Origin of the sequence: Rugosimonospora africana (assembly GCF_016862975.1) — a bacterium.
GTDB classification, from domain to species: Bacteria; Actinomycetota; Actinomycetes; order Mycobacteriales; family Micromonosporaceae; genus Rugosimonospora; species Rugosimonospora africana.
Genome location: NZ_BONZ01000087.1, coordinates 64,181 through 90,672 on the forward strand (window position 1 = coordinate 64,181; position 26,492 = coordinate 90,672).

Sequence of the window (26,492 nt, forward strand, 5' to 3'; positions counted from 1 at the left end):
GGGAGCCGGCGGGTCGGCGCATGAGTTCACGCCGGGAGCCGGCGGCTCGGCGGGGCGAGCGCGGATGAGTCTCAGCCTGTTCCTGGCGGAGACGCTGCCGCCGGACGGGGAGTTCACGCTCGACGGTCCGGAGGGCCACCACGCGGCCGATGTCGCGCGCCTGCGGGTGGGCGAGGCGCTGCTGCTCGGTGACGGTCAAGGCGCCACGGCCCACGCCGTGGTCCGGGCCGTGCGGCGCGGCGCGCTGGATCTGTCCATTATGGAGCGTTGGTACGCGGCACCCCCCGACCCCCGCCTGGTCGTGGCGCAGGGCATCGCCAAGGGGGAGCGGGGCGAGCTTGCCGTCCAGGCGATGACCGAGGTCGGCGTCGACGAGATCGTGCCCTGGCCTGCGGCCCGTTCGGTCGCGGTCTGGCGCGACGAGAAGCCGCTGTCCCGGTGGCGGGCCACCGTCCGGGAGGCGGCCAAGCAGGCCCGCCGACCGTGGATCCCGGAGGTGTCCGCTGCGCTGCCGACGGCTCGGCTGGCGCAGCGGGCCACCCTCGTCCTGGATTCGGCGGCGACTGTGCCGCTGTCGGCCGTGGACCTGCCCGGGCACGGGGACATTGTGCTCGTGGTCGGCCCGGAGGGCGGGATCGCGCCGGAGGAACTGGACGCGTTCACCGCCGCCGGCGCGGTACCGGTGCGTCTCGGCGACTCGATACTGCGTACCTCGACGGCCGGAGTTGCCGCGCTGGCCGTACTGTCGGCGCGGCTGGGCCGCTGGTAACCGCCGCTGGTAACCGCCGCTGGCGGTCAGGTACGCAGGTACGAGGCGCCGTTGAGGTCCACGACGGTACCGCTGGCCCACTGCGCCTCGGGCGAGGCGAACCAGACGATGGCCGCGGCGATCTCCTCCGGCTGCGCGATCCGGTTGAACGGGCTCTGCCCCCGCAGTTCCGGCCCGCGCGTGCGCAGGCTCTCGGTGGCCATGTCGGTGTCCACGAACCCGGGCGCGACCGTCACCACGTGGATGCCGAGCGGCCCGAGCGACACGGCCAGTGACTGGCCCATCGCGTTGAGCCCCGCCTTGGTGGCGCCGTACCCCGGCTGGCCCGGCTCGCCACGGAACGCGCCGCGGGAGGACACATTGACGATCGCGCCCCCGGACTTCATGTGCTGTACGGCGCAGTACGTGACGTTGGCGGCGCCGATCAGGTTGACGTCGACGGTACGGCGCCAGCCGGCCTGCCACTGCTCGTAGGACACCTCAGTGATGCGGTGCGGGGCGAAGATGCCGGCGTTGTTGACCAGGACGTCGATCCCGCCCAGCGCCTGCGCGGCCTCGTCGACCATGGTGCGCACCGCGTCCGGGTCGGCCAGGTCCGCCCCTACCACCACGTGCCCGCTGCCGGGCAGGTCGGCGACCAGCTTCTCGGCCAGCGTGGCGTTGTCGCGGTGGTGTACCGCGACCCGGTCGCCCCGCTCGGCGAAGGCGATCGCGGCGGCCCTCCCGATGCCCCGTGACGCTCCGGTGATCAGTACTGCTCGGCTCACTTGCGCTCTCCCAGATTGGTGCGGATGGTTTCGAGCAACTGGACCAGCTGCTCGCGCTCATCGTCGGTCAGGCCCCGAAGGGCGCGCTCGGTCAGCCGGCGCCGCTCCTGTTCGAGGGTCTTCTCCAACCTGCGCCCGCGGTCGGTCAGGCAGAGCCGGACCAGGCGGGCGTCGCTCGGGTGCGCCTCCCGGTGCAGCAGGCCGGCGGTCTCCATCCGGGTCGCCGTCCGGGTCACCGTCGGCGTCGCGAGTCCGAGTGCCTTGGCCAGCTCACCGGGGGTCTGCCCGTCGGTCTCCCACAGGCGTTCCAGGATGAACTGCTGACCGGCGCGGACCCCGTGTTGGTTGAACGCGGCCTCGGCCGCCTCGGCCATGGCCCTCTTCGTGGACCAGAACGCCGTCTGGAACTCGTCGCGTTGCACGACACACACGCTACTTGACCGATGATTATTAGCCGGCTAACGTGAATCATTAGTCGGCTCACGATATCCCGAGGGGGAGCACATGCGTGTACTGGTGACCGGAGCGACCGGCCGGGTGGGCAGCCGCCTGGCACCGCGCCTGGCGGCTGGCGACACCGTCCGGGTGGTGGTGCGCGACCCGGGCCGGGCCGCGGGCCTGGCCGAGCGGGGCATCGAGGTCGTCACCGGCGACCTGCTCGATCCGGACACGGTCAAGCAGGCAGTGGCCGGCGTCGACGCGGTGGTGCACCTGGCCGCCGCGTTCCGCCAGGTCAGCGACGAGGAGATCGTGGCGGCCACGCACGACACGACGGTGGGGCTCGCCCGTGCCGCCCTGGATGCCGGGGTTGGGCGGTTCGTGTTCTCCAGTACCAATTTGGTCTACGGCCCCGGGCGTGGCCGCCCGGCCAACGAGGGCGACGAGCCCGCGCCGGCAGCCACCTACCCGGCCGCCAAGGTGCGCGCCGAGCGGGCACTGCTGGACCTGCACCGGAACGCCGGGCTGGGCCTGCGGATCCTGCGGCTGCCCTTCGTGTACGGCGACGGCGACCCGCACCTGGCCGAGTCGCTCGGGTTCGCCGCACGGCGGCCGGCGCACTGGCGGCTGCAGATGGCCCACCACGCGGACGTCGCCCAGGGCGTGACCCTGGCACTGCGCGCGGAAGGCATCGACGGGCGGATCTACAACCTGGCCGACGACGCCCCGATCACCGCCTGGGAGCTGTACGCGCTGCAGGGTCGGCAGGCCCCAAGCCAACCGACGTCGTCGCCGGCAGGGACGTCGCCCAACGTAGAGAAGGTCGCCGACGAGGTGGACCCCTGGGAGGGGATCGTGGACATCGAGCGGATCCGCCGGGAACTGGGCTACCGACCCATCTACCCGAGCGTGTACGCGGCGCGGGCGGCGGGCGCACTGTAAGTTGCCTGCCATGGTCGACAACTGCCTGTTCTGCCGGATCGTCGCCGGGGAGATTCCGGCCACCGTGGTCCACGAGACGCAGAACACCCTGGCCTTCCGGGACATCGCGCCGAAGGCGCCGGTACATGTGCTGGTCATCACGAAGGACCACCACGCGGACGTCGCCGCGGTCGCCGCGGCCGACCCGGCGCTGGCCGGCGAGGTTCTGGGTTCGGCCGCCGAGGTGGCCCGGGCCGAGGGTCTGGGGGAGCGCGGGTACCGGCTGATGTTCAACTCCGGGCCGGACAGCGGGCAGGAAGTGGCCCACGTGCACGCGCACGTCCTCGGCGGCCGTCCGCTGGGTCCTATGCTCTGCGAGTGACTTGCGAGCCCTCCCACCACTACCAGAGGCTGGTCCAGCGAGCCCAGCGTGACGGCCGGATCCCGGCCCTCGCCGTGGCGCTGCACCGTGCTGACCGTCCATTGTGGACGTATGAGGTCGGCGCCGAGCCGGACACCCAGTTCCGGATCGGCTCGGTCACCAAGACGTTCACCGCGATCCTGCTGATGCGCTGCCGCGACGAGGGGCTGCTTGACCTCGACGACCCGGTCGGGCGGCACATCGACCTGCCGGCGCACGGCGAGTTGCCGATCCGTCGCCTGCTCTCGCACACCGCGGGCCTGCAGCGCGAGCCGTTCGGCGACATGTGGGACTCCATGCGGGCCCCGGACGCCGGAACGCTGCTGTCCGACCTGGCGCAGGCCGAACGGGTTCTGCCGCAGGCCCGCCGCTACCACTACTCGAACCTGGGCATGGCGATCCTCGGGTACCTGGTCGGCAAGCTGCGCGGCGGCACCTGGGAGGAGGTGCTGGTCGACCAGCTCCTCACGCCGCTGGGGCTGTCCGGCGTCACGGTGCGGCCGACCGGCAAGGCGACCACCGGGTACCTGGTGGACGCCTACTCCGACCACGCCCGTCCGGAGCCGTCCACCGACTTCGGTGCGGTCGGTCCGGCCGCGCAGCTCTGGGGCACCGCCTCCGACCTGGCCCGGTGGGCGGCGTTCCTGGCCGACCCGGCGGCGCTGGACCCGGACGCGCGGGTGCTGGCTCCGGCGACGCTCGACGAGATGCGTTGGCCGCTGACGGTGACCGACGAGGCACTGTGGGGCACCGGGTTCGGGCTGGGCCTGATCCTGGTGCCGCAGGGTGAGCGGATCATCCATGTCGGTCACGACGGTGCGATGCCGGGATTCCTGGCCGGGGTGTACGGGCGGCGGGGCAAGGACTCGCCGCCGGCCTTTGGCGCCGCCGTACTGGGCTCCTCCGGTACGGCGACCGAGATCCTGAGCCTGCCGCACACCCTGCTGGCCGAGGCCGCCAAGCGCGATCCGGCCGAGATCCCACCGTGGCGGCCCGGCGAGCCGGCCCCCGAGTCGTACCGGAGCGTGCTGGGCCGGTGGTGGAGCGAGGGGTACGAGTACGTTTTCACCTGGCGCGATGGTGCCCTGCGGGCACGGCGCGCGGACGACCCGGCTGGGAAGCCGCCGGCGATCTTCGAGGAGCTGGAGCCGGACCGGCTGCGTACCGTCTCCGGCCGGGAAGCGGGGGAGCTGCTCCGGCTGAGCCGGGACCCGGCCTCCGGGGCGGTGGTGCTGATGCACTGGGCGACCTACCGGTTCACCCGCGACCAGCAGACCTTCGGGTCCTGATGATCATGGCTGGGGGGAGGCTGTCCGGGCGGCGGGCCGATACCATTGAAGTCCTGATACTTCGCCGGATGGAAGGTGGCAGCAGGCCCGCGAGGCCGACCCATGACAAGCAGCCCACCCCCCAGCGCGGCCCCGGCCGGGAGCGGCCCCAGTGCGGCGGCGCCACGGGTGCAAACCAAGATCTCAGTCTCCGATCCTCAACAGATGGTCAGCCTGCTCGGCGCGGGCGACGAAATTCTCAAACTGATCGAAAAGTCCCTGGCCAGTGACATCCACGTGCGGGGCAATGAGATCACCATCTCCGGCGGCCCTGCGGACAACGCGCTCGCTGAGAGGGTCTTCGCCGAGCTGCTCGAACTGATCCAGAAGGGCGAGACACTGACCGCGGACTCCGTGCGGCGCACCGTCGGCATGCTCGAGGAAGGCACCGCCGAGCGGCCCGCCGAAGTACTCACGTTCAACATCATTTCCCGGCGGGGGCGCACGATCCGGCCCAAGACGCTCGGCCAGAAGCGCTACGTCGACGCGATCGACAAGCACACCATCGTCTTCGGGATCGGCCCGGCCGGCACCGGCAAGACCTACCTGGCCATGGCCAAGGCGGTCGCGGCGCTGCAGGCCAAGCAGGTCAACCGGATCATCCTCACCCGTCCGGCGGTCGAGGCCGGGGAGCGCCTGGGCTTCCTGCCCGGCACCCTGTACGAGAAGATCGATCCCTATCTGCGGCCGCTGTACGACGCGCTGCACGACATGCTCGACCCGGACTCCATCCCGCGGCTGATGCAGGCCGGCACGATCGAGGTGGCTCCGCTGGCATACATGCGCGGCCGGACGCTGAATGACGCCTTCATCATCCTGGACGAGGCGCAGAACACCACGCCGGAGCAGATGAAGATGTTCCTGACCCGGCTCGGGTTCGGCTCCAAGATCGTGGTGACCGGCGACATCACCCAGGTCGACCTGCCCGGAGGCACCCGCAGCGGCCTGCGGGTGGTCCAGGAAATCCTGGAAGGTGTCGAGGACGTACACTTCGCGCGGTTGTCGAGCGCGGACGTGGTCCGTCACCGGCTGGTCGGCGAGATCGTGGACGCGTACGCCAAGTGGGATGCCGCCCAGGAGGCGCCTGGACCGCACACGCTGCCCGCCAGCCGGACGGCGCACGGACGTGCCGCGCGACGCCGCTGACGCGGCCGGCGTCGCCGGGACGGGCGGCCCGGTCGGGCCGCACGGACCCGGACGGAGCGGGGCCGCACAGGAAGCGTCCGCCGGAACGGGGCCGGCGGGAAACCAGGGGGAGCGGGAAGTGTCCATCGAAATCGCCAATGAGTCCGGGGTCGACGTCGACACCGACGCGATCCTGGCGGTGGCTCGGCACGCACTGGACGAGATGGGCGTCAACCCGCTCGCCGAGCTGTCCATCCTGCTGGTCGACCTGGAATACATGACCGAGCTGAACCACCGGTGGATGGACGGCGACGGCCCGACCGACGTGCTCGCGTTCCCGATGGACGAGGGCAGCGTCGATCACGGCCCCGGCGAGGGCGCGGGCACGGAGCCGACGCTGCTCGGCGACATCGTGCTGTGCCCCGAGGTGGCGGCCAAGCAGGCCGGCAACGTGGGCCACTCGACGGCCGACGAACTTCACCTGCTCACCGTGCACGGCGTGCTGCACCTGCTCGGGTACGACCACGCCGAACCGGAGGAGGAGCGCGAGATGTTCGGCCTCCAGGCCCGGTTGCTGTCGGGCTGGCAGGCGAAGAACACCGGGCGCGCGTCCGACGGACAGCCGGGCGCTGTGGGCCCCGTCTAGGAGAGCGCGATGTTGCTCCTGGTGGCCGCCGGGCTGATCATTCTGGCCGGCCTGTTCGCGATGAGCGACGCGGCGCTGTCGCGGATCTCCCCGGCCCGCGCCGGGGAGATGGCCCGGGAGGGGGTACGCGGAGCCCGGGCGCTGCAGGTCGTGGCCGGGGACGTGGTGCGCCACCTCAACCTGCTGCTCCTGCTGCGGCTGGCCTGCGAGCTGACCGCCACCACACTGGTCGCGCTGGTCACCATCGACACCTGGGGCGCGGGCTGGACGGCCGGGGCGTTGACCGCGGGTTCCATGCTCGTGGTCAGCTTCGTCGTGGTCGGGGTCGCTCCCCGTACCATCGGCCGGCAGCACGCGTACACCGTCGGCCGGTACGCCGCCCCGCCGGTGCGCTGGCTGGGCCGGGTACTGGGGCCGCTGGCCCGGCTGCTGATCCTCGTCGGTAACGCGTTCACCCCGGGCCGGGGTTTCCGGGAGGGCCCGTTCGCGACCACGGTCGAGCTGCGCGAGCTGGTCGACCTGGCCGAGGCGCGGGGCGTGGTGGAGCACGGCGAGCGAGAAATGATCCACTCCGTGTTCTCGCTCGGCGACACGATCGTGCGCGAGGTGATGGTCCCGCGCACCGAGATGGTGTGGATCGAGGCGACCAAGACCGGCCGGCAGGCCCTGGCGCTGTTCCTGCGTTCCGGCTTCTCCCGGATTCCGGTGATCGTCGAGAACGTCGACGACGTGGTCGGCATCCTCTACCTCAAGGACGTGATCCGCGCCCAGGACACCAACGAGGTCCGCGAGCTGATGCGCGCCGCGGCCTTCGTTCCGGAGTTCAAGCCGGTCGACGACCTGCTGTCGGAGATGCAGGCGGCCCGCACTCACATCGCCATCGTGGTCGACGAGTACGGCGGCACCGCCGGCCTGGTCACGATCGAGGACATCCTCGAGGAGATCGTTGGCGAGATCACCGATGAGTACGATGTCGAACGGCCGCCGGTGGAGCGGCTGGGCGACGGCTCGATCCGGGTCAGCGCGCGACTGTCCGTGGAGGATCTCGCCGAGCTGTTCGACGTCGAGCTGCCCAACGACGAGGTGGAGACGGTGGCCGGGCTGATGGCGCACGAGCTGGGTCGGGTTCCGATCCCGGGAGCGGACGCGACCGTCGCCGGGCTGCAGATGACCGCCGAGGGCACGACGGGCCGCCGCAACCGCATCGACACGGTACTGGTGCGGCGGGTGGTCGAGCCGGAGAATCCGCTGTCCGAAACCCGAGACGAGAGGCAGCCCGCCGATGCCTGACCAACCCGCCGCCACGGTCGTGAGCGACCTCGCCGCCGAGGACCAGAAGCTGGTCACGCTCGCCCGGTCAGCGCGCGCCCGGATCGGTGCGGTCGAGGGTGCCGCGGTACGGGACGGGGACGGCCGCACCTACGCCGGGGCCACGATCGCCCTGCCGTCGCTGTCCCTGACCGCGCTGCAGTACGCGGTCGCCTCGGCTGTCGCGGCCGGCGCCTCGACCCTGGAGGCGGCGGCGGTGGTCACCGAGGCGTCCACGGTGGACGACTCCGGCCGGGCCGCGGTCCGGGACCTGGCCGCGCAGGCCGCCATTCACCTGGTCGCGCCGAACGGTGCCGTGCTCGGCGCGATCACGGACTGACGCCTGCTCGACCGGCGGCCGAGCCGTTTCCTGGCCGGGAGCCGGGTCAGCTTGCCTGCGGGGCGCTCCAGCCGGTGACCGTGATGCCGTCGCACAGCACGTCGAGCGTCAGCCCGGTCAACGCCAGCCGCCCATCGGGGAGCGTGAGGGCGATGTGTTGGTACGTGGCCGGGTGGGCGCAGGCCGGTGAAGACGGGTTGTAGCCGCCGTACCCGTTGACGATACGGAGCGTGAACTGCGCCTCGTTCCCCGGACGCATCAGCATGGCGGGTGGATTCGGTACCTGTGGCGAGGTGGGCAGCCTGCGCGTGGTCCCGTGCGTGTCGGTGTAGACCATCGACGGGGTACTCGGCAGCCGGCAGGCCGTGTGAGAGTCGTTCGTCACGGTGACCGTCTCGAACGCGCTGCCCCCGCCGCCGTCGCCCTGGATCGAGTCGAGCACCAGGTCTCTGGCCCGGCAGGAGCCCACCGGGGCCGGTTGGTGGTGGGTGCTGCCGGTCCGGACCGGGGCCGCCGGAGCGGTCGCGCCGGCCCGAGGGGGCGTGCTCGCCGGGGTGGACGGGGATGAGGCCGGGGCGGTTGTGGTGACCCCACCCGCCGGGATGGTCTGTGCCGGGACGCCCTGTGCCGTCCCGGGCCTGTTCGCGCAGCCCGCGAGCCCGGCGAGCCCGGTGAGGCCGGCCAGGGTTGCGAGGACGGCCAGGCGGAGTGGGGCTAGAGAGTCAGTACGCATGGCGCCTCCTGTTCTCGACGGGCGTCCGGTCCCGCGACGGGCCAGTGGCCGTCACGGTCCGGCACGCCACCACGTCGATAGGTACACGCCGCGTAACCGACCGCAGTTGCGCAGGTAGCGTGCGTGATTGTGCGGATGGCGTGATGGGTAGCGCCGCGGGTTGACTCCGCCCGGGCGACCGCGTCGCCGGTACCGGTAAGCTGGGCGCCGTGACGTACCGTGCTGGTTTCGCGTGTTTTGTCGGCCGGCCCAACGCCGGCAAGTCGACGCTGACCAACGCGATCGTCGGCCAGAAGATCGCGATCACCTCGAACCGCCCGCAGACCACCCGGCACGTGGTGCGGGGCGTGCTGCACCAACCCGACTCCCAGCTGGTCCTGCTCGACACGCCCGGCCTGCACCGCCCCCGTACCCTGCTCGGTCAGCGCCTCAACGATCTGGTCCGCGAGGCGTGGAGCGAGGTCGACGTGATCGGCCTCTGCATCCCGGCCGACGAGGAGATCGGCCGGGGCGACCGGTTCATCACCGGCGAGATCGCCGGACTCAAGGCGACCCTGGTCGCCGTCGTCACCAAGACCGACCTGGTCTCCAAGAAAGACCTGACCCAGCAACTGGTCGAGGTCAGCCAGCTGGCCGACTTCGCCGACGTGGTACCGGTCAGCGCGGTCTCCGGCCACCAGATCGACGAGCTGGTGTCGGTGCTGTCCGGTCACCTGCCCGAGTCCCCCCAGCTGTACCCGGACGACATGCTCACCGACGAGCCGGAGCAGGTGCTGATCGCGGAGCTGATCCGGGAGGCGGCGCTGGAGGGGGTCCGGGACGAGCTGCCGCACTCGATCGCGGTACTGGTCGAGGAGATGATCCCCGAAGGGGACCTCACCAAGATCTACGCCGACGTGTACGTGGAGCGGAGCAGCCAGAAGGCGATCGTGATCGGGGCTGGCGGCAGCCGGCTCAAGCAGGTGGGCACTCAGGCGCGCGGCGCCATCGAGGAACTGCTCGGCGGCCGGGTGTACCTGGACCTGCACGTCCGGGTCGCCAAGGACTGGCAGCGCGACCCGAAGCAGTTGCGCCGCCTGGGTTTCTGACGGCTCACGCCGGTCCGGGCGTGGCGATGCCCAGGGCGTCGATCAGCGCGTCGGGATCCTCGACGGTCACCGTCAACGCCGGATGGTGTGCCCACCGGCCGATCACCCCGCTGACCGGGGTGGCGAACCGGACGCAGACTCCGGCGGCGGTACTCGTGCCGAGGCTGATCCCCCGGTCGACCAGCGACAGGCGCAGCCCGATGACCCGCCACCACCGGTACGGGCCGGTCCGGCGCGCCTCGACCACGTTGTCGCGCGGGGTACGCAGCCGCCACGGCCCGAACCCCACGGTCAGGTACTCCGCGTCGACGCTGACCCACGCGGTCTGCGGCAGTACGCCGATGAGCGCCAGGAACGGCATGAACCGCCGGTCGAACGCGAACGTGAACCGGCGTGGCAGCGGCTGCGCCCGGTCCCCGTACGTCATGAGTGTCTGATTACCCGTGCCGGGCGGGGGCAATCATGAGTTCAGCTCGGACCGATCCAGAGTCGCGAGTGGCAGTCAGAACATCGGCGGTCGCAAGCCATCGCACACCGCTTGGCGGTGCCCGAGGGCAACGGGCACCCTGTCCATCACGCGGGACTCTTTCGCCGTGCCCGGATCAATGAAGTTGATCAACCGGTAGATCTTGTCGTGGTCGCCATCAGGTCGCGGTGGTGAATGGGCTCATGATGCATGATCCTGTTGCGCAGAAGACGCATGGCCTCGTAGTTGTCGTGGAGGTCTCTGCGTCGGCCGTGATAGTGGGGGAACGAACGGTGCAGGGTTGGCACCCATAACAGACGGCCATACTGTGAGCCTCTGTGATTGCTCAACAGTGAGGTCCAGAAGCCGAATTGCAGCTCGGCCACCACGTCGTCGGCCGTCACGTTGCGCACGCCTCTGCGCTGACATTTGTCGGGCGCCTCGGTGACCATACGTGTCCCGCTCGCGGTGAGTAGGGCAACGTCCCATCATGTGTCGCGCGCATAGCGCGAGCGGAGCTGGGCATCGAGCGCATTGCGGAGTACGAGCTCAAGGCAGTGCAGCGGGCCGTAGAACGCCGCCGAGATCTCGATGTTCCACCAGTACAGCTCGGTGGGGTGCCAAGGGTGTGGCTTCGTGCTACCGTTTTTGCGTAAGCCCCGGGTCCGCCTCTGCTATGCATGCCGCCCGGGGCACGGCTTTATCTACTGGCAGGGCCGACGGTCCGCGCTCCGGCCGGTTTTCGGTCCCCGCTCACATTAGAGCCTCGGTGTCCGATGCGTAATCCCGAAATTTGCTACGGCGGATCTGTGCGCATCCCAGAGTGAAGTCGCCCAGCATCGCGCCGAGACCGGCGATGGCCGGTTGCGTCGCGCCCGACGGGGTAGGCGTCCTCCGTGGGCGGGCCGTCGACTCCCGAGAGCCACGAGCCGCTGCGCAGGCGCGACCGACCGCTGCGTGCCCGCTTTCTGGAGCTGTTCTTCGACCTGGTCTACGTGTTCGCGCTGACCGAGCTGTCCCAGTACCTGGTGCGGCACTTCGACTGGCCGGGCGCCGGGCGGACCCTGGTGCTGCTGTTACCGCTGTGGTGGTTGTGGGCGCTGACCGCGTGGGCGACCGACACGCTCGAGCCGTCGCTGACCTGGATCCAGGTCATCGTCGTCACGGCGATGGCCGGCATCCTGGTGATGGCGGCGGCGATCCCGCGCGCCTACGGCCCCGAAAGCGAGATCTTCGCCGGGCTGTACGTGGCCATCAATCTCGGTGCCAGCATCAGCTACACCGGTGTCCTGCGCCCGGTCGGCCTGCACCGGCGCGGCGTCCGGCGGGGGATCTGGTTCGCCGCCTCGGCGCCGCTGTGGATCGTCGGGGGACTCGTCCACGGGTTGGTGCAGCCGCTGCTGTGGGGGTTGGCCGCCGCGCTTGAGTACGTGGTCGGTCTGCTGCGCTGGCCGGTACCCGGGCTGGGCCGCTCGCCGCTGGGCGAGCTGCGGCTGTCCGGAGAGCACGCCTCCGAGCGGTACCGCCAGGTGTTCATCATCGCGCTCGGCGAGACGGTACTGGTCAGTGGCCAGGCGTACGCACAGAACGGCTTCAGCCCGACGCGGCTGGCGGCGCTGGTCGCGTCGTTCGCCACCACGGCGCTGCTCGGCCGGATCTACATCTACCGCGCCGGTGAGCTGCTGGACCGGGCGATCACCCGGTCGCCGACCCTGTGGCGGGTAGCCACCCCGGCCACGCACGTGCACCTGCTCATGATCGCTGGTGTGGTGCTCACCGCCGCCGCTGACCAACTGCTGATCGCCCACCCGACGGGCAGGGCCCAGCCCGCCTGGATCGCCGCGATACTCGGTGGGCCGGCGCTGTTTCTGGCCGGGCGTGCCCTGTTCGATGTCACGGTCTTCGGCCGGGTGTCGTGGTCGCGGCTGGCCGGTCTGCTGGTACTGGGTGCGTTGGTCCCCGGGGTGCTGCTGCTGCCGATGGTGGCGGTCAGCGTCGTCGTCGTCATCGTGCTGCTGGGCATCGCCGTGGCGAACGTGGCGAGCTGGCGGGCTCACCCGCGGGAGCTGGCAACGGAACCAGAGCAGGCGTGATGCCCGCCGGGACCTGAGGCGACCGCATAGCTCGGTCCGGTGCGGGTATCGGCGGACCGGACCTGCGTGCGACCCGTGCGCGGCGTCGGCCGGCTACCGGAAGGAACGGACATCGTGTCGGACCAGTCATCGCCGTCACCAGTGCCCGATTTGGTGGGGATCCTGGCGCAGGTCATCGCCAAGGCCGGCCGGGAGGCGCAGGTGTGCGAGGGGCTGCTGCGGGTCGCTGACGGGGCGCGTACGAAGGAAGGCAATCTCGACTACGACCTGTATCGGGACCGCGACCGTCCCTGGGCGTTCTACGTGTTGGCCAACTGGGCGAACCAGGAAGCGGTCGATGCTCACGTGGACAGCACGTACGTGCGGGAGTTTCTCGAAGCGCACACCGAGACGGATCTGGCGGCCCCGCCGACGCGTATCAACGCGCGGATGCTGTCCCGCCCGAACGCGGACACCGGCCGGCGACGACCGGAACCCAACTCGGGCCAGCTCACCTTCTTCCCGTTTTTCAACGTCCGGCCGGACGGGCTCGACACGGTACAGCAGGCGCTGCTCGGTGCGGTGGACTCGACCCGTACCGACGAGGGCTGCCTCGACTACGACCTGTATCAAGTCGCCGACGACCCGACCACGCTCTTCTACCGGGAGACGTGGACTGGCAAGCCCGCGCTCGACGAGCATATGAATACCCCGGTCTTCTACGACGTCGTGCGGGGCCAGGTCGATCCGCGACTGTCGGTGCCGTGGAGTGGGCTGAGCATGACGATGGTGAGCGCGCCCGGCGCGATCCGAGTGCCCGGCTAGAGGCAGGGGCACTCGGTGTCATCCCCACGCGGCACGACGCGGACCCTGGCCGCGGCGACCGACCTGGAACAGCTGTCGATTCCGCCGGCGACGCCGACCGTCACGCCGTTGACGCTGAACGTACCCGGATGGGTGCTCGACGACCTGCGCCACCGGCTGCGGGACGCCCGCCTGCCGGACCGGGAGACCCGCGCCGGTTGGGCACAGGGCGTTCCCCTGGACCGGTTGCGGGACCTGACGGAGTACTGGTCCCGGGACTATGACTGGCGGCGGCTGGAACGGCAGCTGAACGACCTCGGCCAATTCCGTACCCTGATCGACGGGGTCGGCATCCACTTCCTGCACGTACGTTCCGCGCACGCAGACGCGGTACCCATCATCCTCAGCCACGGCTGGCCCGGATCGGTGGTCGAGTTCCTCAAGGCGATCGGTCCGCTGACCGATCCCACCGCCCACGGCGGCGGCGCGGCGGACGCGTTCCACGTCGTCATCCCCTCCCTGCCGGGGTTCGGCTTCTCGGACAAGCCCATCGATGAGGGGTGGCACCCATCGCGCATCGCCCGGGCCTGGGATGCGTTGATGGCCCGTCTCGGCTACGACCGCTATCTCGCGCAGGGCGGCGACTGGGGCGGCATCGTGACCAGCCAGCTGGGGAAGATCCGACCGGCCGGGCTCGCTGGCGTGCACTTCACCCTTCCCGAGTTCCCGATCGGCGCCCCGCCGCTGAGGGGGCAGCCGACGGCTGAGGAAGAGGCCGCCCTGGCGCAGATGCGGTCCCTGGACGCCGGGTCGGGGTACGCGAAGCAACAGTCGACGCGTCCGCAGACCCTCGGGTACGGGCTGGCCGACTCCCCGGTCGGGCAGGCCGCCTGGATCTACGAGAAGTTCGCCGAGTGGACCGACACCGACCACGACCCGGAGCAGGTCCTGACGCGCGACGAGCTGCTGGACAACATCACGCTCTACTGGCTGACCAACACCGCGACGTCCTCTGCGCGCATCTACTGGGAGTACAAGGTCGCGAACACCATCACGGTCGAGTTGGACCTGCCGGTGGGCGTCAGCGTGTTCCCCCGCGAAATCGTGCGCATCCCGAGGATCTGGGCGCAGCGCGCGTTCAGCGGCCTGATCTACTTCAACGACCAGATACCCGCAGGCGGCCACTTCGCCGCGTTCGAGCAGCCCGGGATCTTCGTCGAAGAGATGCGCAAGTTCGCCCGCCTACTCCGGTGACCGCGGCCGCGTGGCAGACGGCGAGTCGAGGCGCAGTCCGTCCACGAGGAGGTCCGCGACCAGCGCGGCGTGCCTCGCGACCTCATCCGTCGCCAACGGCGAAGACGGGTCGAAGTGCTCGGCCAGCGCGGTCAGCGTGTGCGAGGCGGCGCCGCCGTGGACAACCAGGAAGTGGAAGGTGCGCAGCGGGACCCGGCGGATGCGCCCGGTGTCGGCGAGGTGCTCCAGCAGCCCCGCGATGGGGCTCATCGCGGGCTGCACGTAGGTGGTGTAGAGGTACGCGAGCCTTGGGGTGTCCTGCCGGCCCTCGATGTTCATCAGGCCGACGAGCTCCGGGTGCTGCGCGGACAGCTCCAGGAAGCGCCGGATCCACAGGCGCAGCTGTTCGAGCGGATCGGTGAGCGTCGGATCGAACACACCGGCCAGATCGCGGGTGATCTGGCCGAAACCGTGGTCGACGGCCGCTTTCCACAGACCCTCTTTGGATCCGAAGCGCTGGTTGATCAGGCTGTGGCTCACGCCCACCTCGCGGTTGAGCGTGCGAACCGATACGCCGTCGTAGCCGTGGGTCGCGAACGCGTGCAGCGCCGCGTCGAGGATGCTCTGCGCGGACACCGCGTCGCCCGTCGCGGGTGGGCGTCCCGGCCCGCGACGGCGCTGCCCGCCGGAAACCCCCGCCGGCTGGCCCGCCTCCGGGGTCGGTTCCATCGCTACCCGCCTTCCATGACCGCGGTCACCGGCCAGGGCGACCATCGTGACCTCGGCGCGCACACCATCAGACGCCGTGACGGGCGACGGAAGCGACGAGTCCAGCAACGATCGCGATTATTCCACCGACGATGAACACCAGGCTCAGGCCCGCGGAGTCGACGAGCAGGCCACCGAGCGCCGAGCCGACCGCGATCGCCAACTGCAACACGCTCATCAGTACGGCGGCCGAGGCTTCCGGCGCGTCCGGGGTTGTCGTCAGCATCAGGGTCTGCAACGCCAGCGGGACCAGCCCCCAGATGAGCCCCCAGACCACGAACAGGACGCTCACGGTGATCGGTGCGCCGCTCAGGGCGGGGAGGAACACCAGAACGACGCCGAACGAGGCAGCGGCGCCGACGAAGGTCCAGATCCGGCTGCGCGCCACGAGGGCACTGCCCAGCAGCGTGCCGACGATGCCGGCCAGCCCGTAGCCGAGGAACAACACGGTGGCCAGGTCGGAGGCCAGGTCCGCCTTCTGCAGCAGGAACGGGGTGACGAAGGTGGAGGCGGAGAACTGCCCCACGGTCACCACCGCGCCGACGACCAGCACCGTTCGGGCCATCGGTACGCGGAAGACCTTGGCGAGGTGGCCGAACCGCATGCTGCCGCCGGAGGAGAGTTCCGGCAGGAGTACCCGTTGCGCCGCGACGATCAGAATCGCCGCACCCGCCGCGCCGGCGAAGGTCGCCCGCCACCCGATCAGGTGCCCGAGAAGCTGCCCGGCGGGAAGCCCGACCACCGTACCCGCGGAGAGGCCGGCAAGGATGATCGAGGTTGCGCGGGTGCCGGCCCGAGGACCGGCCAGGCGGAAGCCGAGCGGGGGTACGACGGCCCAGAACCCGCCGATCGCGATCCCCAGGAACACCCGGGCCAGCAGCACCACGAAGAACGTCGGTGCCACCGACGCGAGCAGGTTCGACACCGCCACCAGCAGGCCGAGTACCAGGATCATCCGGCGCCGGTCGAGGCGGCCCGCGCCGACGATGACCAGGGGCGCCGCGATTGCCGCGCTCAGGCCCGGTACCAGCACCATCAGCCCGGCGACCCCGAGCGATACGTGAAGGTCGGCGGAGACGTTCGGCAGGAAACCGACCGGCAGGAACTCGGTCGTGACGATGATCGCCGCGCCGAGCGCGAGCGAGATCACCGCCAACCAGGTGCGCAACGAGGGCCGGGTCTCCGGCTTTGAATTTGTCACTTGTCCAATAACAAGACGGCAACCGACTAATATTCGCGATCATGGCCTCGATCACACCGCCGTCGAGGCGATGGCGCAGGCGGGGACCGTGACGCGATCGCCGGCCGGGCCTGTCGGGGCGGGCTGGCACAATCGCAGGGTGAACGGGTGGCGAGCCAAGCTCTACCGCGACGACGCAGTCGTGCTTCGTGGGCAGAAACTGGGCGAATCGGACCGCATCATCACCCTGTTCACCCGCCGGCACGGCCGGATCCGGGCGGTGGCCAAGGGAGTGCGCAGGACCACATCCAAGTTCGGTGCCCGGCTGGAACCCTTTGGACATGTGGATGTCCAGGTCGCCGAGGGGCGCTCGCTGCACTCGGTGTCCCAGGTCGAGGCGATCGACCTGTACGGCAAGCGGTTCATCGACGACTATCCGCGCTACACCACGGCGAGCGCGATCGCGGAGACCGCCGAGCGGCTGACCCCGATCGAAGAGGAGCCGGCCCTGCGGCTGTTCCTGCTGACCCTGGGGGCGCTGCGGGTCCTGGCCGAGGGGCTGCACACCAGCTCGCTGGTGCTCGACTCGTACCTGCTGCGGGCGATGGCCCTGGCCGGCTGGGCACCGGCGCTGGAGGAGTGCGCGGTGTGCGGCACCGAGGGGCAGCACCGGGCGTTCTCGGTGCCGGCCGGAGGATGCGTCTGCCAGGACTGCCGCCCTCCGGGTGCCGCCCACCCGTCGCCCGCGACTCTTCAGCTGATGGCGGCGCTGGCAACCGGCGACTGGCCGGTGGCCGACTCCTCCGAGGCCGGCCCGCGCCGGGAGGCGGCCGGCCTGGTGGCCGCGCACCTGCAGTGGCACCTGGAGCGCGGGCTACGCTCGCTGCCGCTGGTCGACCGCTCCAGCCCGAAGACCAGCCCCACCCGTGGGGCGGATGAGAATCAGCGATCCACCGATGGAGACCTAGCGTGAAGCGCAGCTACGTTCCCCCGTCCCAGCATCCCTCCGGCGCGAAGCCGCCAAAGCTGCCGGGGGAGGCGATCCCGAACCACGTCGCGATCATCATGGACGGCAACGGCCGCTGGGCAAAGGCGCGTGGGCTGCCCCGCACCGAGGGCCACAAGATGGGCGAGGCGGCGCTGTTCGACGTCATCGAGGGCGCCATCGAGCTGGGCGTCAAGTACCTGTCCGCGTACGCGTTCTCGACCGAGAACTGGCGGCGTTCGCCGGAGGAGGTGCGCTGGCTGATGGCGTTCAACCGGGAGGTCATCCACCGGCGCCGCGACCAGTTCGTGGACATGGGGGTACGCGTGCGCTGGGCCGGCCGGCGGCCGAAGCTGTGGCGCTCGGTCATCAACGAGCTGGAGATCGCCGAGCAGATGAGCCGGCACAACGACCTGATCACGCTCCAGTTCTGCGTGAACTACGGCGGGCGTGCGGAGCTGGCGGACGCGTTCTCGGCGATGTCGGCGGACGTGGCGGCCGGCAAGCTGAACCCGGACAAGATCACCGAGCGGACGGTGAGCCGGTACCTGTACTGCCCGGACATCCCGGACGTGGACATGGTGCTGCGGCCATCGGGGGAGCAGCGGCTGTCGAACTACCTGATCTGGCAGAGCGCGTACGCGGAGTACGTCGCGCTGGACACGCTCTGGCCGGACTTCGACCGGCGCCACCTGTGGTACGCGTGCGAGCTGTTCGCGCAGCGGGACCGGCGGTTCGGCGGAGCGATCCCGAACCCGGTAGCCCCGCCTCCGGCCAACTGACGGCCACGTCCCGCCACGGTGCGGGTCATCCGGCTCGCGCCGGCCGGTACAGATGTCCCGGGAAAGACGGGACGGCGCACCGTACCCGCGGGAGCCGGGCATTGGCACGATCGATCGCATGACACGGACAGCCGAACTCGTTGCCTGGCACCAAACCGCCGACGTGCGCGCCGCGGCGCTGATCCTGCCCGGCGGTGCCGTCAACGGCCACGGTCGGTACTGGAAGTTCGTCGACATCGGCCTGCGTTCCCTCGCCCGTACCCTGGCCGAGCGCGGCGAACCCGACGGGCTGGCCGTGTATCTGCTGCGCTACCGGTACCGCGGCTGGAACGGCAGCGACGCGGACACCGCGGTGGACGCCCGCTGGGCGTTGGGGGAGATCCACCGCAGGCACGGAGCGGTACCGGTCTGTGCGATCGGCAACTCGCTCGGCGGGCGGGCCGCCTTCCGGGTCGCCAGCGAGCCGACGGTGGCCTCGGTGGTCGGGATCGCGCCGTGGTTGCCCGAAGACGAGCCGGTGACCGAATTGGCGGGTCGCCGGGTGCTCGTCATGCACGGCGACCGGGACCGCGGTGACGCTTCCGCGGCGATGTCATTGGCGTACGCGCAGCGGGCACGGGCTGTCGTACCAGATCTGGCTCGCTTTGAACTCGCCGGCGAGGGCCATCTCATGCTGCGCCGCTCGGCGGACTGCTGGGCATTGACGACCGAGTTCGTCGTCGGCACGGTGGGCGCCCAACCGCTGAGCCCGGCAATCGAAGCGGCGATGGCCGCGCCGGCACCCGATGGTCTGCGCACGACCCTACCGATCGGGTACGGCAGATAACGGCACGGTCCCGCGGCCGGCCGTTGCTCCGGGGGCGCCGGGCGGTCCCGCGGCACCCCGGATCCGGGCAGCTCCACCGCTGTTACTTGCTTGGATAATTTTGTACTTGACGAGGGTTACTCGTCTGGATAATCTGTTATCCATGCAGATAACAAAGCCGGACAACACCCCTCCGGTCGACAACCGCGCCGAGGCGCGCCGCGCGCAGATCATCGCCGCGACGATCGATCTGCTGGCCACCGAGGGCATCACCGGTACCTCGTTCGGTCGCATCGTGAAAGCCGCCGGCCTCAGCAGCACCCGCCTGATCAGCTACCACTTCGCCTCCAAGGAGGCACTGCTGCAGGCGGTCGCCGCGGCCGTCGTCGCCGAGGCGGGGGCGAGGATGCGGCCGGCCCTCGACGCCCAACCGACGGCGGTCGGCAAGCTCGAGGCATACATCCGGTCGAATCTGGCCTTCCTGGCCGAGTACCCGAAGCACGCGAAGGCCGTCGTCGAGATCGCGCGAGCCTCGTCCGCTCCCCGTGACGAGGCGCCGACGTCAGACCAACCCGAAGCCGCCGGCGACACGCCCGGGGTGGGCAACGACGACGTCGCCGTACTCCTGCTCGCGCAGCTGTTCAGCATGGGACAGGCCGCGGGCGAGATGCGGGACTTCGACCCCGTGATCATGGCTCGGGCGTTGCGCGCCGCGATCGACACCACCGCAGTCATGGTCGCGATGACGCCGACCATCGACATCGACCATCACGCCGACGAACTCGTCGCGCTCTTCACCCGCGCGACCGCACCGGAGGGAAACCGATGAGCGTCCAGCCCAACCCCCAGCCCGCGACGACCACCGAGCCTCAGGTCACCGCCCCGGCGACCCCGACCGGCAACTCCGCCAACGCGAATCTGCGCCGATACCTGGCCACCCAGCTGCTCATCGACGTGATCGCCCCCGCCGCTGTGTTCTACGTCCTGCTCAACGCGTTCAACCTGTCGGCCCTGCCGGCGAGCCTGATCAGTAGCGCGATCCCGGCGATCCGTACCGTCGTTCACGTCGTCACCAAGCGCACCGTCGACGTACTCGGCCTGGTGATGCTGACTCTGTTCGTCGTCGGCGGCGCCGTCTCGGTCATCGAAGGCAACCCACGGATTCTCTACGCGAAAGATGGCTGGCTGACCGGCCTGTTCGGCGCCTGGATCCTGGTGTCTCTGCTGATGCGCCGGCCGTTCATGCTGGCCGCCGGCCGCGCTATCGCGACAGTGAAGATCGGCGACGAGGGCGCCGCCCAGTGGGAGGCCCGTTGGGAGCAGGAACCCCGGTTCCGGCGGGACATCCGGTTCGTCAGCCTGATCGTCGGCGCCGTGCTCATCGCCGACGCGGTGGTGCGCGTCATCATCGCGTACGCACTGCCGATCGGAACGGTCCCGCTGGCCACCAACGTCCAGTACGTCGTGATGCTCGGCTGCCTGCTGACCTGGTTCTTCTGGTACACCAACAAGCACGGTCTGCGGGCCTGACCATGGCACACATCGCGATCCTCACCATCGGCGCCCACGGACACATCAACCCCACGATCGACCTCGTGACCGAGGCCGTGACCCGAGGACACCGGGTGACCTACTGCGTGCCCGCGGGCTTCGGCTCGGCCGCCGAGACCGCCGGTGCCAGACTGCTGACCTACGGCTCCCTGCTCACACCGCAACCGGCCAGCCCTCCTTCGGGGCCGGCTCCGGCACCCCCGGTCGACGCACCGGCGCAGGCGCCCACCGCGGCGGAACTGGCGGCCTACCTGCCCTTCATCCTGCTGGCCGAATCGGGACACGTGGTGCCCCAACTCCTCAAGGCGTTCGCCGATGACATCCCGGACGTCCTGCTCTACGACCGTACGGCCTACGCGACGGGTCGCGCGCTGGGCGAGAGGTGGCGCCGGCCAGCCGTCGAAGTGTTCGTGTCGTTCGCGTACAACGAACACTTCTCGCTCGCGGCGGCCACCCACCAGCAGTCCGTACTCGACCCGGACCATCACGCCTACCGTGCGCTCGCCGACCAACTCGCCGCGTTCGCCACGGCCACGGGCACGCAGCCCGTGACGGTCGACGACTTCGTGCTCGGCCGCACCGATGAGGCCATCGCGTTCCTGCCCAGGGCATTCCAGTACGCCGGAGACACGTTCGGGTCCGGGCACGAGTTCGTCGGACCCTGTCTGAGGACACGGCTGGCGGCATCAACCCCGACCGGTGCGCCGGATCGGCACCGCCCGGTCGAGATATATGCCTCGCTGGGTACCGCGTTCACCGACCGCCCGCAGACGTACGACGCGATCATCGACGCACTCGGCCAGGTCGATGCCCGAAGCCTGCTGTCCATGGGCTCGATCGGCCACGACGGTACCGTGCCGGACGCCGGCAACGACCGCGTCGAGATCCGAGCATCGGTGGATCAGCTTTCCGCGCTCGCGACGGCTCGGGTGTTCGTGACCCACGCCGGCATGGGCAGCGTGATGGAGGCCCTGTACTTCGGCGTGCCCCTCGTGTGTCTGCCCCGCACGACCGAACAGCAGACCGTGGCCCGGCGGATAGCCGAACTCGGACTGGGGATCGATCTGGGCGCCGATGCTCCCACGCCGGCCGGTCTGCGCACCGCGATCGAGCGAGCGCAGACCGATCCGCGGATCCTCCGGAGTGTCCGGGCCATGCGCGACGTCGTCCGCGCGACAGGTGGGGCGACGGCGGCGATGGACGCCGTCCAGCGACTGTTGGCTCAACGGTCCGCCGCCCTGTGTGCCGGCACGCCTTGACGCGCCTCTACCGGATGCCCGTCGCCGCGTTCTCCAGGTCGTCGACGCTGCCGGACATGATCGTGCGGATGTGTTCGGTGATGCGCTGGAGCGGCCAGTCCCACCAGGCCACGGCGAGCAGGCGGTCGACGTCGGCATCGCTGAACTGCACTCATGCGACAACTGCCACATCAGGATGCTGTACCGGCGCAGGACCGACGCTGGCGGCCTGCCCGCCGACGTCCTCGACGCCGCGAGCGACGACGACTGGCAGCCGCCGGAGCGTTCACCGAACCTGGACGAGCCTCACCCGGGCACGGGCCGGCGAACCGCCGCCGCCCTCACAGCCCGGGGAACATGTAGTCGACGCTGATCAGCCCGTCCTCGGCCAACACCAGCACCTCTCGACCCCCTCCCGCGACCGTGCCCTGGGCGAGGTCCGTCATCTCCCAGGTGAAGTGGACCGTGTCGTGCAGCCGCACCGCATCCCTGCGGGCCCGGAAGGTGTACGCCCCGCCGGCCACGAAGCTGTCGTAGCTGCGCAGCACCCGCGTCTCGATCGCGTCGTACCCGTGAGCCTCCAGCGTCGTGTGGTCGAATCCCAACTCCGCCGCGATCTCCCGGAACTGCTGCGGCGGTTGCAGCACATGCCGGCCCTTCGCCGCCCACAGTGCCTCGATCTGCGACCGGCGCAGCCTGGCATCCGGCTCCGTCCAGAGCGAGATGTACCGATCGGCCAGAGCCTGCGCGTCAATGTGGATCATCATCTGTCCCTCACATCCCAACGAGAGACCCACACTCCGCCGAACGTCCCGCGCGAACAATTCCCGACGGGGAATGACGCCGGTCGTCACCCCTCGCGTGCGCCTGTTGCCCCCGCTGGGTCGGCCGTCGCCTTGGCGGCACCGACCTTCCGGCGTGCGTCTCTTGCGCCACCGGGTACCATGTCTGGCATGGTAGCTGATCGGGCCAGGAACCCGATGACTGAGCTGCGGCGCGGGACCATAGCGTTCTGCGTGCTCGCGCTACTGGACGAACGGGAGCGTTACGCGGTGGAACTGGTGGACGCCCTGACCGCCAGCCAGGCTCTGGCGGCCGGGGCGGGAACCATCTACCCGCTGCTGTCGCGCCTGCGCGACGAGAAGCTGGTCGCCTCCACCTGGCAGGAGTCCCCGACGGGGCCGCCGCGCCGGTACTACCGGCTCACCGCGTCTGGGCGCCGCTCGCTGGAGGCTTTCCGCGGCGAGTGGGCACAGTTTCGCGACGCGGTGGATCAGCTCATGACGCCGGGAACGTCATGAGTACCGCACCGACCACCCCGAGCATCGTGAGGAGCGAGCAGATGCCCACGTCCGACACGCTGATCGCCGACTACCTGGAGCGGTTGCGGCGGGCCAGTGTCGACCTTCCCGCCGGTTCCCGTGCCGAGCTGATGCAAGACATCGGCGCGCACCTGGCCGAGAAGGTCGACGCCACGGCCAGCGAGGTGCAGGTTCGTCGCGTCCTGGATGAACTGGGTACTCCGGAAGAAATCGCGGCCGTGGCCGCCGATCAGTCCGGTGCCCGTCCGTCGGCCGGCGCCGGCGGTGGCGGTGGCGGTGGCCTTGCCTACGACACGGCCACGGTGCTGGTGCTGTTGCTCGGCGGGTTCGTGATTCCCGTGCTGGGATGGATCGCGGGGGTCGTGATGCTGTGGAACGGGCCCCGCTGGGACGCACGCCACAAGTGGGCCGGCACGCTCATCTGGCCCGCCGCCATCGTCTTCACCCTGATGGTGTTGACGGCCGATCACCGGGCGTCCGGCCACCTTGGCGTGGTGGTCGTGATCGGCCTGGCCGTGGTCGTGGCCGGTCTGGTGGCGGGGTTCGGCTATCTGCTGCGCGGGGCCCGGTCATCGCGCTGATCCGCCGGGCCGACGTCGGCGGTGTCGCTCGCCGGTCACCGAATCTAACCCAGGCAAAAGAGAGGGATTCCCATGGCACAGCCGGAAGCATCGTCGTCGAATAGTTCTGCCCGGCCCAGACTGACCCGATCCCGTGAGCATTACGTCTTCGGTGGCGTCTGCGGCGGTCTCGCCGAGTTCTTCGGATGGCGTCCGTACACGGTGCGGCTGCTGTTCGTGTTGTCCTGCGTGCTTCCCGGCCCCCAGTTCCTCGCCTACTTCATTCTGTGGTTCGTCATTCCCAACGCCCCCCGATCCAGGTGACCTGCCCCGGCGCGCGATCCGCTCCCGGCCTGGCCGGAGTTACCTGACCCGGTCTGCCTGGGAGAGGTAACGCAGGCCGCGTCTGAGGAAAGTGCGGGGATTGGTGTCGAGGTACCGCGCCCATCCCGGGTCCGCGTCACCGCGTAGCCACGCGTACCGGGCCAAGCCGTAGCCGTACATGGGCTCTGTCAGGTAACCGAACCGGCTGGTGCGGGCGTAGCTGTACGTGCCTCGAACTGTTCGCGTGTACTCGAACGCGGCGTTGGCGCTGAAGATGCCAAGGCCGAAGAAGATGGTCAACAGGTCAGTGAGTGGCTCGTGGTCCTGTTGCCGGGCCGAGATCCGGCCGTCTCCCAGTAACAGGACGTGGCCCAGTTCGTGGGCGATGGTCGCGACCAGCGCCGTCGGGTGGGCAGCCTGATCGTCACGGATCCCGATGACCGAACGGCCATCGCGGATGCGGTGATGCCCGGCCGCGCCCGTCCACTCCGATTGGATCGGGACATACGCCGACAGCTCAGGGTTGTCGTCGGCCGCGTCGTACTCCAGGTCCACGCGCGAGGGGTCGATGTCCATCTGGGCGCACAGCCGCGCCAGTACCGCCCGGATGTCCTCCCGCGTGCCCCGGTACGCGCCGGGAAAGTAGTCATCGGTCGGCAGCACCACCTCGCCGTGCAGGCGCTGCGTCCCGAACTCGGTAACGAACCAGTCCATCGACCGTTCGATCCAGTCCCGCTCGACCGGCCGTACCGGGCAATCCGCCTGCCGCCACCACGCCATGCCAGGATTGTGCGCCATCACGCCGGCCTCCCGCTGCCGGCGCGAGTGCCGGCAGCGGGCCTGCCCGATCGTCCCGGTCGCCGGTCAGGGTTGGATGTTCTCCAGGTCTTCCAGAAGGCTCGGGTGCTTCGGTTCCCAGCGCAGCGTCTGTCGGGTGTGGGTGCTGGACGAGGGCTGGTCGGTGGCGAAGATCGGGCCGAGTGGGCCGTAGGTCTCCACTGGTACCGCCTCGACCGGCAGGCCCAGTCGTCGGCCGATGACCGAGGCGATGTCACGCACCTCATCGCCCTCGTCGGCCACGGCGTGCCAGGAGGTCCCGGCCGGCGCCTGCTCCAGGGCCAGCCGGAACAGGACCGCCGCGTCGAGGGCGTGCACGGCCGGCCAGCGCTGTGCGCCGTCGCCCGGGTAGCCGGAAACTCCGGTCCGGCGCGCGATGGCGGTCAGCAAGCCGGCGAACCCGCCCTCGCCCTGGTTGTGGACCGTGCGCGGCAGGCGTACGGCCGTGCTCCGGACCCCGCGTGAGGCCAGGTCCAGGATCGCCGTGACCGCGCGGCCGCGGCCGCCGACCGGCCCGTCGGTCGATGGCGGGTCGGCCTCGGTGGAGACGCGGCCCGGTACATAGGGCGTACCCGAGACGGTGACGAGGGGACGGTCGCTGCCGACGAGTTGCTCGCCGAGGGCCGCGAGGGCGGCGCTCTCCTCGGCGACCGCCTTGGCGAGGGCCTCGGGACTGCTGAAGTCGTTGGCGAATGCGAGGTGGATCACTCCGTCGGCCCGGGCAGCGCCGGCGCGAAGGACATCCAGGTCGGCCAGACCTCCCCGCAGCGGCTCGGCGCCGGCCTTCTCCGCCGCCAGCGCGGACGCGTCGGAGCGGGCGAGCGCGAGGACGGTGTGACCGTTGCCGAGGAGTTCGGCGACGACGGCGGAACCGATCAGACCGGTGCCACCTGTGACGAAGACGTGCATGGAGTTCTCCCGCAAGTGATGGGACTCTTGTCCCATCACTCTATCAGAGTGACGGGACAAGAGTCCCATCGCCTATGATGGGCCCGTGGGTCGATGGGAACCAGGAGCACGCGAACGCCTCGTCGTGGCCGCCGTCGACCTGTTCACCGAGCAGGGGTACGACGCCACGACGGTTGCGCAGATCGCCCTGCGAGCCGGGGTGACGAAGAGCACCTTCTTCCGGCACTTCCCCGATAAGCGCGAGTTGCTGGTGGCCGGGCAGGAGACGCTGAGCCGGCTGCTGGCCGAGGGGATCGCCGAGGCACCCGGAAACGCCAGTCCGCTCGAGGCGATCGGGGCCGGTCTCGAGCGGGCCTCGAGCGCGATGGGTTCCATGAATCGCGAGTTCGCTCCTCGCCTGAAGGCGGCCGTCGCCGCCAGTGCCGAACTTCAAGAGCGTGACGCCCTCAAGAGGGTCAGCCTCGCGGCCGCGATGACAACCGCCCTGGTCGCCCGGGGCGTGCCCGACTCGACCGCGGCTATCGCGGGTGAGCTGGGCGTCCTCGCCTTCAAGCGGGGGTACGCCGAATGGTCCGAGGGCGACCGTGACGGCAAGGATGAGCTCGCTCATTACACCCTGGCGGCGCTGGACGAGCTGCGGGCGGCGAGCGCATCGCTGGGCTGAACCGGGGGTTCGCGTCCTCGCTGACGCGTCCCGGATGGCAACGCCTCCCGGAAGGGTGCGACCGTGGGGGCCGGGTGGCCCCCACGGTCGGGCTTCGGTCAGCTGTCC

The 26,492-nt window shown here is 70.3% G+C and carries 32 protein-coding genes and 1 pseudogene; 22 read left to right on the forward strand and 11 right to left on the reverse strand.

The genetic code is table 11. The features are described 5' to 3' along the window. Nucleotides 1–64 precede the first annotated feature (64 nt). Nucleotides 65–769, forward strand: a complete 705-nt coding sequence (locus tag Raf01_RS40505; RefSeq protein ID WP_203923433.1) for a 16S rRNA (uracil(1498)-N(3))-methyltransferase — start codon at nucleotides 65–67, stop codon at nucleotides 767–769. A 26-nt stretch (nucleotides 770–795) separates the two neighbouring features. Here the strand turns inward: Raf01_RS40505 and Raf01_RS40510 are convergent, their stop codons facing one another. Beyond that, on the reverse strand, nucleotides 796–1,536 hold the full coding sequence (locus tag Raf01_RS40510) for an SDR family NAD(P)-dependent oxidoreductase (RefSeq protein ID WP_203923434.1): 741 nt from the start codon (nucleotides 1,534–1,536) through the stop codon (nucleotides 796–798). Then, a complete protein-coding gene (locus tag Raf01_RS40515) occupies nucleotides 1,533–1,958 on the reverse strand; it encodes a MarR family winged helix-turn-helix transcriptional regulator (protein WP_203923435.1) in 426 nt (141 codons plus the stop codon). The genes Raf01_RS40510 and Raf01_RS40515 overlap by 4 nt, the downstream gene beginning before the upstream one ends. An 82-nt stretch (nucleotides 1,959–2,040) precedes the next feature. Here Raf01_RS40515 and Raf01_RS40520 point away from each other — a divergent pair, with 82 nt between their 5' ends. The 7 genes from Raf01_RS40520 (at nucleotide 2,041) to Raf01_RS40550 (ending at nucleotide 8,063) form a co-directional block, all read left to right on the forward strand. Then, nucleotides 2,041–2,916 carry an NAD-dependent epimerase/dehydratase family protein gene (locus Raf01_RS40520; protein ID WP_203923436.1) on the forward strand — a complete coding sequence of 292 codons (876 nt, stop codon included), beginning with the start codon at nucleotides 2,041–2,043 and terminating at the stop codon, nucleotides 2,914–2,916. Nucleotides 2,917–2,926: 10 nt separating this feature from the next. Further along, the gene (locus Raf01_RS40525; protein WP_203923437.1) at nucleotides 2,927–3,277 is read left to right on the forward strand and encodes a histidine triad nucleotide-binding protein; all 351 of its coding nucleotides are present in this window, start codon (nucleotides 2,927–2,929) and stop codon (nucleotides 3,275–3,277) included. Next, nucleotides 3,274–4,605, forward strand: a complete 1,332-nt coding sequence (locus tag Raf01_RS40530) for a serine hydrolase domain-containing protein (protein WP_203923438.1) — start codon at nucleotides 3,274–3,276, stop codon at nucleotides 4,603–4,605. The genes Raf01_RS40525 and Raf01_RS40530 overlap by 4 nt, the downstream gene beginning before the upstream one ends. A 102-nt stretch (nucleotides 4,606–4,707) precedes the next feature. Further along, nucleotides 4,708–5,790, forward strand: coding sequence for a PhoH family protein (locus Raf01_RS40535; protein WP_203923439.1), 1,083 nt, complete (start codon nucleotides 4,708–4,710; stop codon nucleotides 5,788–5,790). A 118-nt stretch (nucleotides 5,791–5,908) separates the two neighbouring features. Further along, nucleotides 5,909–6,415, forward strand: a complete 507-nt coding sequence (gene ybeY, locus Raf01_RS40540) for an rRNA maturation RNase YbeY (protein WP_203923440.1) — start codon at nucleotides 5,909–5,911, stop codon at nucleotides 6,413–6,415. 9 nt (nucleotides 6,416–6,424) lie between these two features. Beyond that, nucleotides 6,425–7,705, forward strand: coding sequence for a hemolysin family protein (locus Raf01_RS40545; protein ID WP_203923441.1), 1,281 nt, complete (start codon nucleotides 6,425–6,427; stop codon nucleotides 7,703–7,705). After that, the gene (locus Raf01_RS40550) at nucleotides 7,698–8,063 is read left to right on the forward strand and encodes a cytidine deaminase-like protein (RefSeq protein ID WP_203923442.1); all 366 of its coding nucleotides are present in this window, start codon (nucleotides 7,698–7,700) and stop codon (nucleotides 8,061–8,063) included. Before Raf01_RS40545 ends, Raf01_RS40550 begins: the two co-directional genes overlap by 8 nt. A 46-nt stretch (nucleotides 8,064–8,109) precedes the next feature. On the opposite strand, the gene Raf01_RS40555 is transcribed toward Raf01_RS40550, so the two are convergent. Continuing rightward, the gene (locus Raf01_RS40555) at nucleotides 8,110–8,796 is read right to left on the reverse strand and encodes a DUF4232 domain-containing protein (protein WP_203923443.1); all 687 of its coding nucleotides are present in this window, start codon (nucleotides 8,794–8,796) and stop codon (nucleotides 8,110–8,112) included. A 200-nt stretch (nucleotides 8,797–8,996) separates the two neighbouring features. Here Raf01_RS40555 and era point away from each other — a divergent pair, with 200 nt between their 5' ends. Beyond that, nucleotides 8,997–9,884 (forward strand): GTPase Era, encoded by an 888-nt coding sequence (gene era / locus Raf01_RS40560; protein WP_203923466.1) that lies wholly within the window; start codon nucleotides 8,997–8,999, stop codon nucleotides 9,882–9,884. Nucleotides 9,885–9,888: 4 nt separating this feature from the next. Here era and Raf01_RS40565 read toward each other — a convergent pair whose 3' ends face one another. Both Raf01_RS40565 and Raf01_RS40570 read right to left on the reverse strand, forming a co-directional pair. Continuing rightward, on the reverse strand, nucleotides 9,889–10,311 hold the full coding sequence (locus Raf01_RS40565) for a hypothetical protein (protein ID WP_203923444.1): 423 nt from the start codon (nucleotides 10,309–10,311) through the stop codon (nucleotides 9,889–9,891). A 188-nt stretch (nucleotides 10,312–10,499) separates the two neighbouring features. Next, nucleotides 10,500–10,763 (reverse strand): hypothetical protein, encoded by a 264-nt coding sequence (locus Raf01_RS40570; protein ID WP_203923445.1) that lies wholly within the window; start codon nucleotides 10,761–10,763, stop codon nucleotides 10,500–10,502. A gap of 483 nt (nucleotides 10,764–11,246) precedes the next feature. On the opposite strand from Raf01_RS40570, the gene Raf01_RS40575 reads away from it, so the two are divergent. The 3 genes from Raf01_RS40575 (at nucleotide 11,247) to Raf01_RS40585 (ending at nucleotide 14,480) form a co-directional block, all read left to right on the forward strand. Beyond that, nucleotides 11,247–12,443 (forward strand): low temperature requirement protein A, encoded by a 1,197-nt coding sequence (locus tag Raf01_RS40575; RefSeq protein WP_203923446.1) that lies wholly within the window; start codon nucleotides 11,247–11,249, stop codon nucleotides 12,441–12,443. 141 nt (nucleotides 12,444–12,584) lie between these two features. Continuing rightward, nucleotides 12,585–13,247, forward strand: coding sequence for a putative quinol monooxygenase (locus Raf01_RS40580; protein WP_203923447.1), 663 nt, complete (start codon nucleotides 12,585–12,587; stop codon nucleotides 13,245–13,247). 15 nt (nucleotides 13,248–13,262) lie between these two features. After that, the gene (locus Raf01_RS40585) at nucleotides 13,263–14,480 is read left to right on the forward strand and encodes an epoxide hydrolase family protein (protein ID WP_239134343.1); all 1,218 of its coding nucleotides are present in this window, start codon (nucleotides 13,263–13,265) and stop codon (nucleotides 14,478–14,480) included. On the opposite strand, the gene Raf01_RS40590 is transcribed toward Raf01_RS40585, so the two are convergent. Both Raf01_RS40590 and Raf01_RS40595 read right to left on the reverse strand, forming a co-directional pair. After that, nucleotides 14,469–15,188 (reverse strand): TetR/AcrR family transcriptional regulator, encoded by a 720-nt coding sequence (locus Raf01_RS40590; RefSeq protein WP_203923448.1) that lies wholly within the window; start codon nucleotides 15,186–15,188, stop codon nucleotides 14,469–14,471. The genes Raf01_RS40585 and Raf01_RS40590 overlap by 12 nt on opposite strands. Before the next feature lie 67 nt (nucleotides 15,189–15,255). Further along, nucleotides 15,256–16,428 (reverse strand): MFS transporter, encoded by a 1,173-nt coding sequence (locus Raf01_RS40595; RefSeq protein WP_203923449.1) that lies wholly within the window; start codon nucleotides 16,426–16,428, stop codon nucleotides 15,256–15,258. Between the two features lie 139 nt (nucleotides 16,429–16,567). Here Raf01_RS40595 and recO point away from each other — a divergent pair, with 139 nt between their 5' ends. The 6 genes from recO to Raf01_RS40625 all read left to right on the forward strand — a co-directional run bounded on the left by recO (nucleotide 16,568) and on the right by Raf01_RS40625 (nucleotide 21,789). Then, the gene (recO, locus tag Raf01_RS40600; RefSeq protein ID WP_203923450.1) at nucleotides 16,568–17,380 is read left to right on the forward strand and encodes a DNA repair protein RecO; all 813 of its coding nucleotides are present in this window, start codon (nucleotides 16,568–16,570) and stop codon (nucleotides 17,378–17,380) included. Next, on the forward strand, nucleotides 17,377–18,174 hold the full coding sequence (locus Raf01_RS40605; RefSeq protein WP_203923451.1) for an isoprenyl transferase: 798 nt from the start codon (nucleotides 17,377–17,379) through the stop codon (nucleotides 18,172–18,174). The genes recO and Raf01_RS40605 overlap by 4 nt, the downstream gene beginning before the upstream one ends. Nucleotides 18,175–18,292: 118 nt before the next feature. Next, nucleotides 18,293–19,000 carry an alpha/beta hydrolase gene (locus Raf01_RS40610; protein WP_203923452.1) on the forward strand — a complete coding sequence of 236 codons (708 nt, stop codon included), beginning with the start codon at nucleotides 18,293–18,295 and terminating at the stop codon, nucleotides 18,998–19,000. A gap of 142 nt (nucleotides 19,001–19,142) precedes the next feature. Continuing rightward, complete coding sequence (locus tag Raf01_RS40615) at nucleotides 19,143–19,808, forward strand: TetR/AcrR family transcriptional regulator (RefSeq protein WP_203923453.1); 666 nt, start codon at nucleotides 19,143–19,145, stop codon at nucleotides 19,806–19,808. Beyond that, nucleotides 19,805–20,509 carry a VC0807 family protein gene (locus tag Raf01_RS40620; protein ID WP_203923454.1) on the forward strand — a complete coding sequence of 235 codons (705 nt, stop codon included), beginning with the start codon at nucleotides 19,805–19,807 and terminating at the stop codon, nucleotides 20,507–20,509. The genes Raf01_RS40615 and Raf01_RS40620 overlap by 4 nt, the downstream gene beginning before the upstream one ends. 2 nt (nucleotides 20,510–20,511) lie before the next feature. After that, a complete protein-coding gene (locus Raf01_RS40625; RefSeq protein ID WP_203923455.1) occupies nucleotides 20,512–21,789 on the forward strand; it encodes a macrolide family glycosyltransferase in 1,278 nt (425 codons plus the stop codon). Nucleotides 21,790–21,796: 7 nt separating this feature from the next. Here Raf01_RS40625 and Raf01_RS40630 read toward each other — a convergent pair. Together Raf01_RS40630 and Raf01_RS40635 are read right to left on the reverse strand one after the other, a co-directional pair. Then, nucleotides 21,797–21,919, reverse strand: a pseudogene (locus Raf01_RS40630) (antibiotic acetyltransferase); the annotation flags it as partial. Nucleotides 21,920–22,109: 190 nt separating this feature from the next. Further along, a complete protein-coding gene (locus tag Raf01_RS40635; RefSeq protein ID WP_203923456.1) occupies nucleotides 22,110–22,535 on the reverse strand; it encodes a hypothetical protein in 426 nt (141 codons plus the stop codon). A gap of 186 nt (nucleotides 22,536–22,721) precedes the next feature. Between Raf01_RS40635 and Raf01_RS40640 the strand changes: the two genes are divergently transcribed. The 3 genes from Raf01_RS40640 to Raf01_RS40650 all read left to right on the forward strand — a co-directional run bounded on the left by Raf01_RS40640 (nucleotide 22,722) and on the right by Raf01_RS40650 (nucleotide 23,974). Then, nucleotides 22,722–23,069: a PadR family transcriptional regulator gene (locus Raf01_RS40640; protein WP_203923457.1), complete on the forward strand. Its 348-nt coding sequence runs from the start codon at nucleotides 22,722–22,724 to the stop codon at nucleotides 23,067–23,069. A gap of 41 nt (nucleotides 23,070–23,110) precedes the next feature. Next, nucleotides 23,111–23,671: an HAAS signaling domain-containing protein gene (locus Raf01_RS40645; RefSeq protein WP_203923458.1), complete on the forward strand. Its 561-nt coding sequence runs from the start codon at nucleotides 23,111–23,113 to the stop codon at nucleotides 23,669–23,671. A gap of 72 nt (nucleotides 23,672–23,743) precedes the next feature. After that, the gene (locus Raf01_RS40650) at nucleotides 23,744–23,974 is read left to right on the forward strand and encodes a PspC domain-containing protein (RefSeq protein ID WP_203923459.1); all 231 of its coding nucleotides are present in this window, start codon (nucleotides 23,744–23,746) and stop codon (nucleotides 23,972–23,974) included. A 39-nt stretch (nucleotides 23,975–24,013) separates the two neighbouring features. Here Raf01_RS40650 and Raf01_RS40655 read toward each other — a convergent pair whose 3' ends face one another. Further along, nucleotides 24,014–24,754: a M48 family metalloprotease gene (locus tag Raf01_RS40655; RefSeq protein WP_203923460.1), complete on the reverse strand. Its 741-nt coding sequence runs from the start codon at nucleotides 24,752–24,754 to the stop codon at nucleotides 24,014–24,016. An 84-nt stretch (nucleotides 24,755–24,838) separates the two neighbouring features. Continuing rightward, a complete protein-coding gene (locus Raf01_RS40660; RefSeq protein WP_203923461.1) occupies nucleotides 24,839–25,720 on the reverse strand; it encodes an SDR family oxidoreductase in 882 nt (293 codons plus the stop codon). 85 nt (nucleotides 25,721–25,805) lie between these two features. Between Raf01_RS40660 and Raf01_RS40665 the strand changes: the two genes are divergently transcribed. Next, complete coding sequence (locus Raf01_RS40665; protein WP_203923462.1) at nucleotides 25,806–26,384, forward strand: TetR/AcrR family transcriptional regulator; 579 nt, start codon at nucleotides 25,806–25,808, stop codon at nucleotides 26,382–26,384. The last annotated feature ends 108 nt before the right edge of the window (nucleotides 26,385–26,492 follow it).

Coding starts and splice junctions, on each gene's coding strand:
- Raf01_RS40620 (WP_203923454.1), top strand. CDS start 19,805: ATGAGCGTCCAGCCCAACCCCCAGCCCGCGACGACCACCGAGCCTCAG.
- Raf01_RS40525 (WP_203923437.1), top strand. CDS start 2,927: ATGGTCGACAACTGCCTGTTCTGCCGGATCGTCGCCGGGGAGATTCCG.
- Raf01_RS40520 (WP_203923436.1), top strand. CDS start 2,041: ATGCGTGTACTGGTGACCGGAGCGACCGGCCGGGTGGGCAGCCGCCTG.
- Raf01_RS40655 (WP_203923460.1), bottom strand. CDS start 24,754: ATGGCGTGGTGGCGGCAGGCGGATTGCCCGGTACGGCCGGTCGAGCGG.
- Raf01_RS40635 (WP_203923456.1), bottom strand. CDS start 22,535: ATGATGATCCACATTGACGCGCAGGCTCTGGCCGATCGGTACATCTCG.
- Raf01_RS40650 (WP_203923459.1), top strand. CDS start 23,744: ATGGCACAGCCGGAAGCATCGTCGTCGAATAGTTCTGCCCGGCCCAGA.
- Raf01_RS40505 (WP_203923433.1), top strand. CDS start 65: ATGAGTCTCAGCCTGTTCCTGGCGGAGACGCTGCCGCCGGACGGGGAG.
- Raf01_RS40535 (WP_203923439.1), top strand. CDS start 4,708: ATGACAAGCAGCCCACCCCCCAGCGCGGCCCCGGCCGGGAGCGGCCCC.
- Raf01_RS40660 (WP_203923461.1), bottom strand. CDS start 25,720: ATGCACGTCTTCGTCACAGGTGGCACCGGTCTGATCGGTTCCGCCGTC.
- Raf01_RS40645 (WP_203923458.1), top strand. CDS start 23,111: ATGCCCACGTCCGACACGCTGATCGCCGACTACCTGGAGCGGTTGCGG.
- Raf01_RS40565 (WP_203923444.1), bottom strand. CDS start 10,311: ATGACGTACGGGGACCGGGCGCAGCCGCTGCCACGCCGGTTCACGTTC.
- Raf01_RS40640 (WP_203923457.1), top strand. CDS start 22,722: ATGGTAGCTGATCGGGCCAGGAACCCGATGACTGAGCTGCGGCGCGGG.
- Raf01_RS40590 (WP_203923448.1), bottom strand. CDS start 15,188: ATGGAACCGACCCCGGAGGCGGGCCAGCCGGCGGGGGTTTCCGGCGGG.
- Raf01_RS40615 (WP_203923453.1), top strand. CDS start 19,143: ATGCAGATAACAAAGCCGGACAACACCCCTCCGGTCGACAACCGCGCC.
- Raf01_RS40610 (WP_203923452.1), top strand. CDS start 18,293: ATGACACGGACAGCCGAACTCGTTGCCTGGCACCAAACCGCCGACGTG.
- Raf01_RS40555 (WP_203923443.1), bottom strand. CDS start 8,796: ATGCGTACTGACTCTCTAGCCCCACTCCGCCTGGCCGTCCTCGCAACC.
- Raf01_RS40550 (WP_203923442.1), top strand. CDS start 7,698: ATGCCTGACCAACCCGCCGCCACGGTCGTGAGCGACCTCGCCGCCGAG.
- Raf01_RS40545 (WP_203923441.1), top strand. CDS start 6,425: ATGTTGCTCCTGGTGGCCGCCGGGCTGATCATTCTGGCCGGCCTGTTC.
- Raf01_RS40625 (WP_203923455.1), top strand. CDS start 20,512: ATGGCACACATCGCGATCCTCACCATCGGCGCCCACGGACACATCAAC.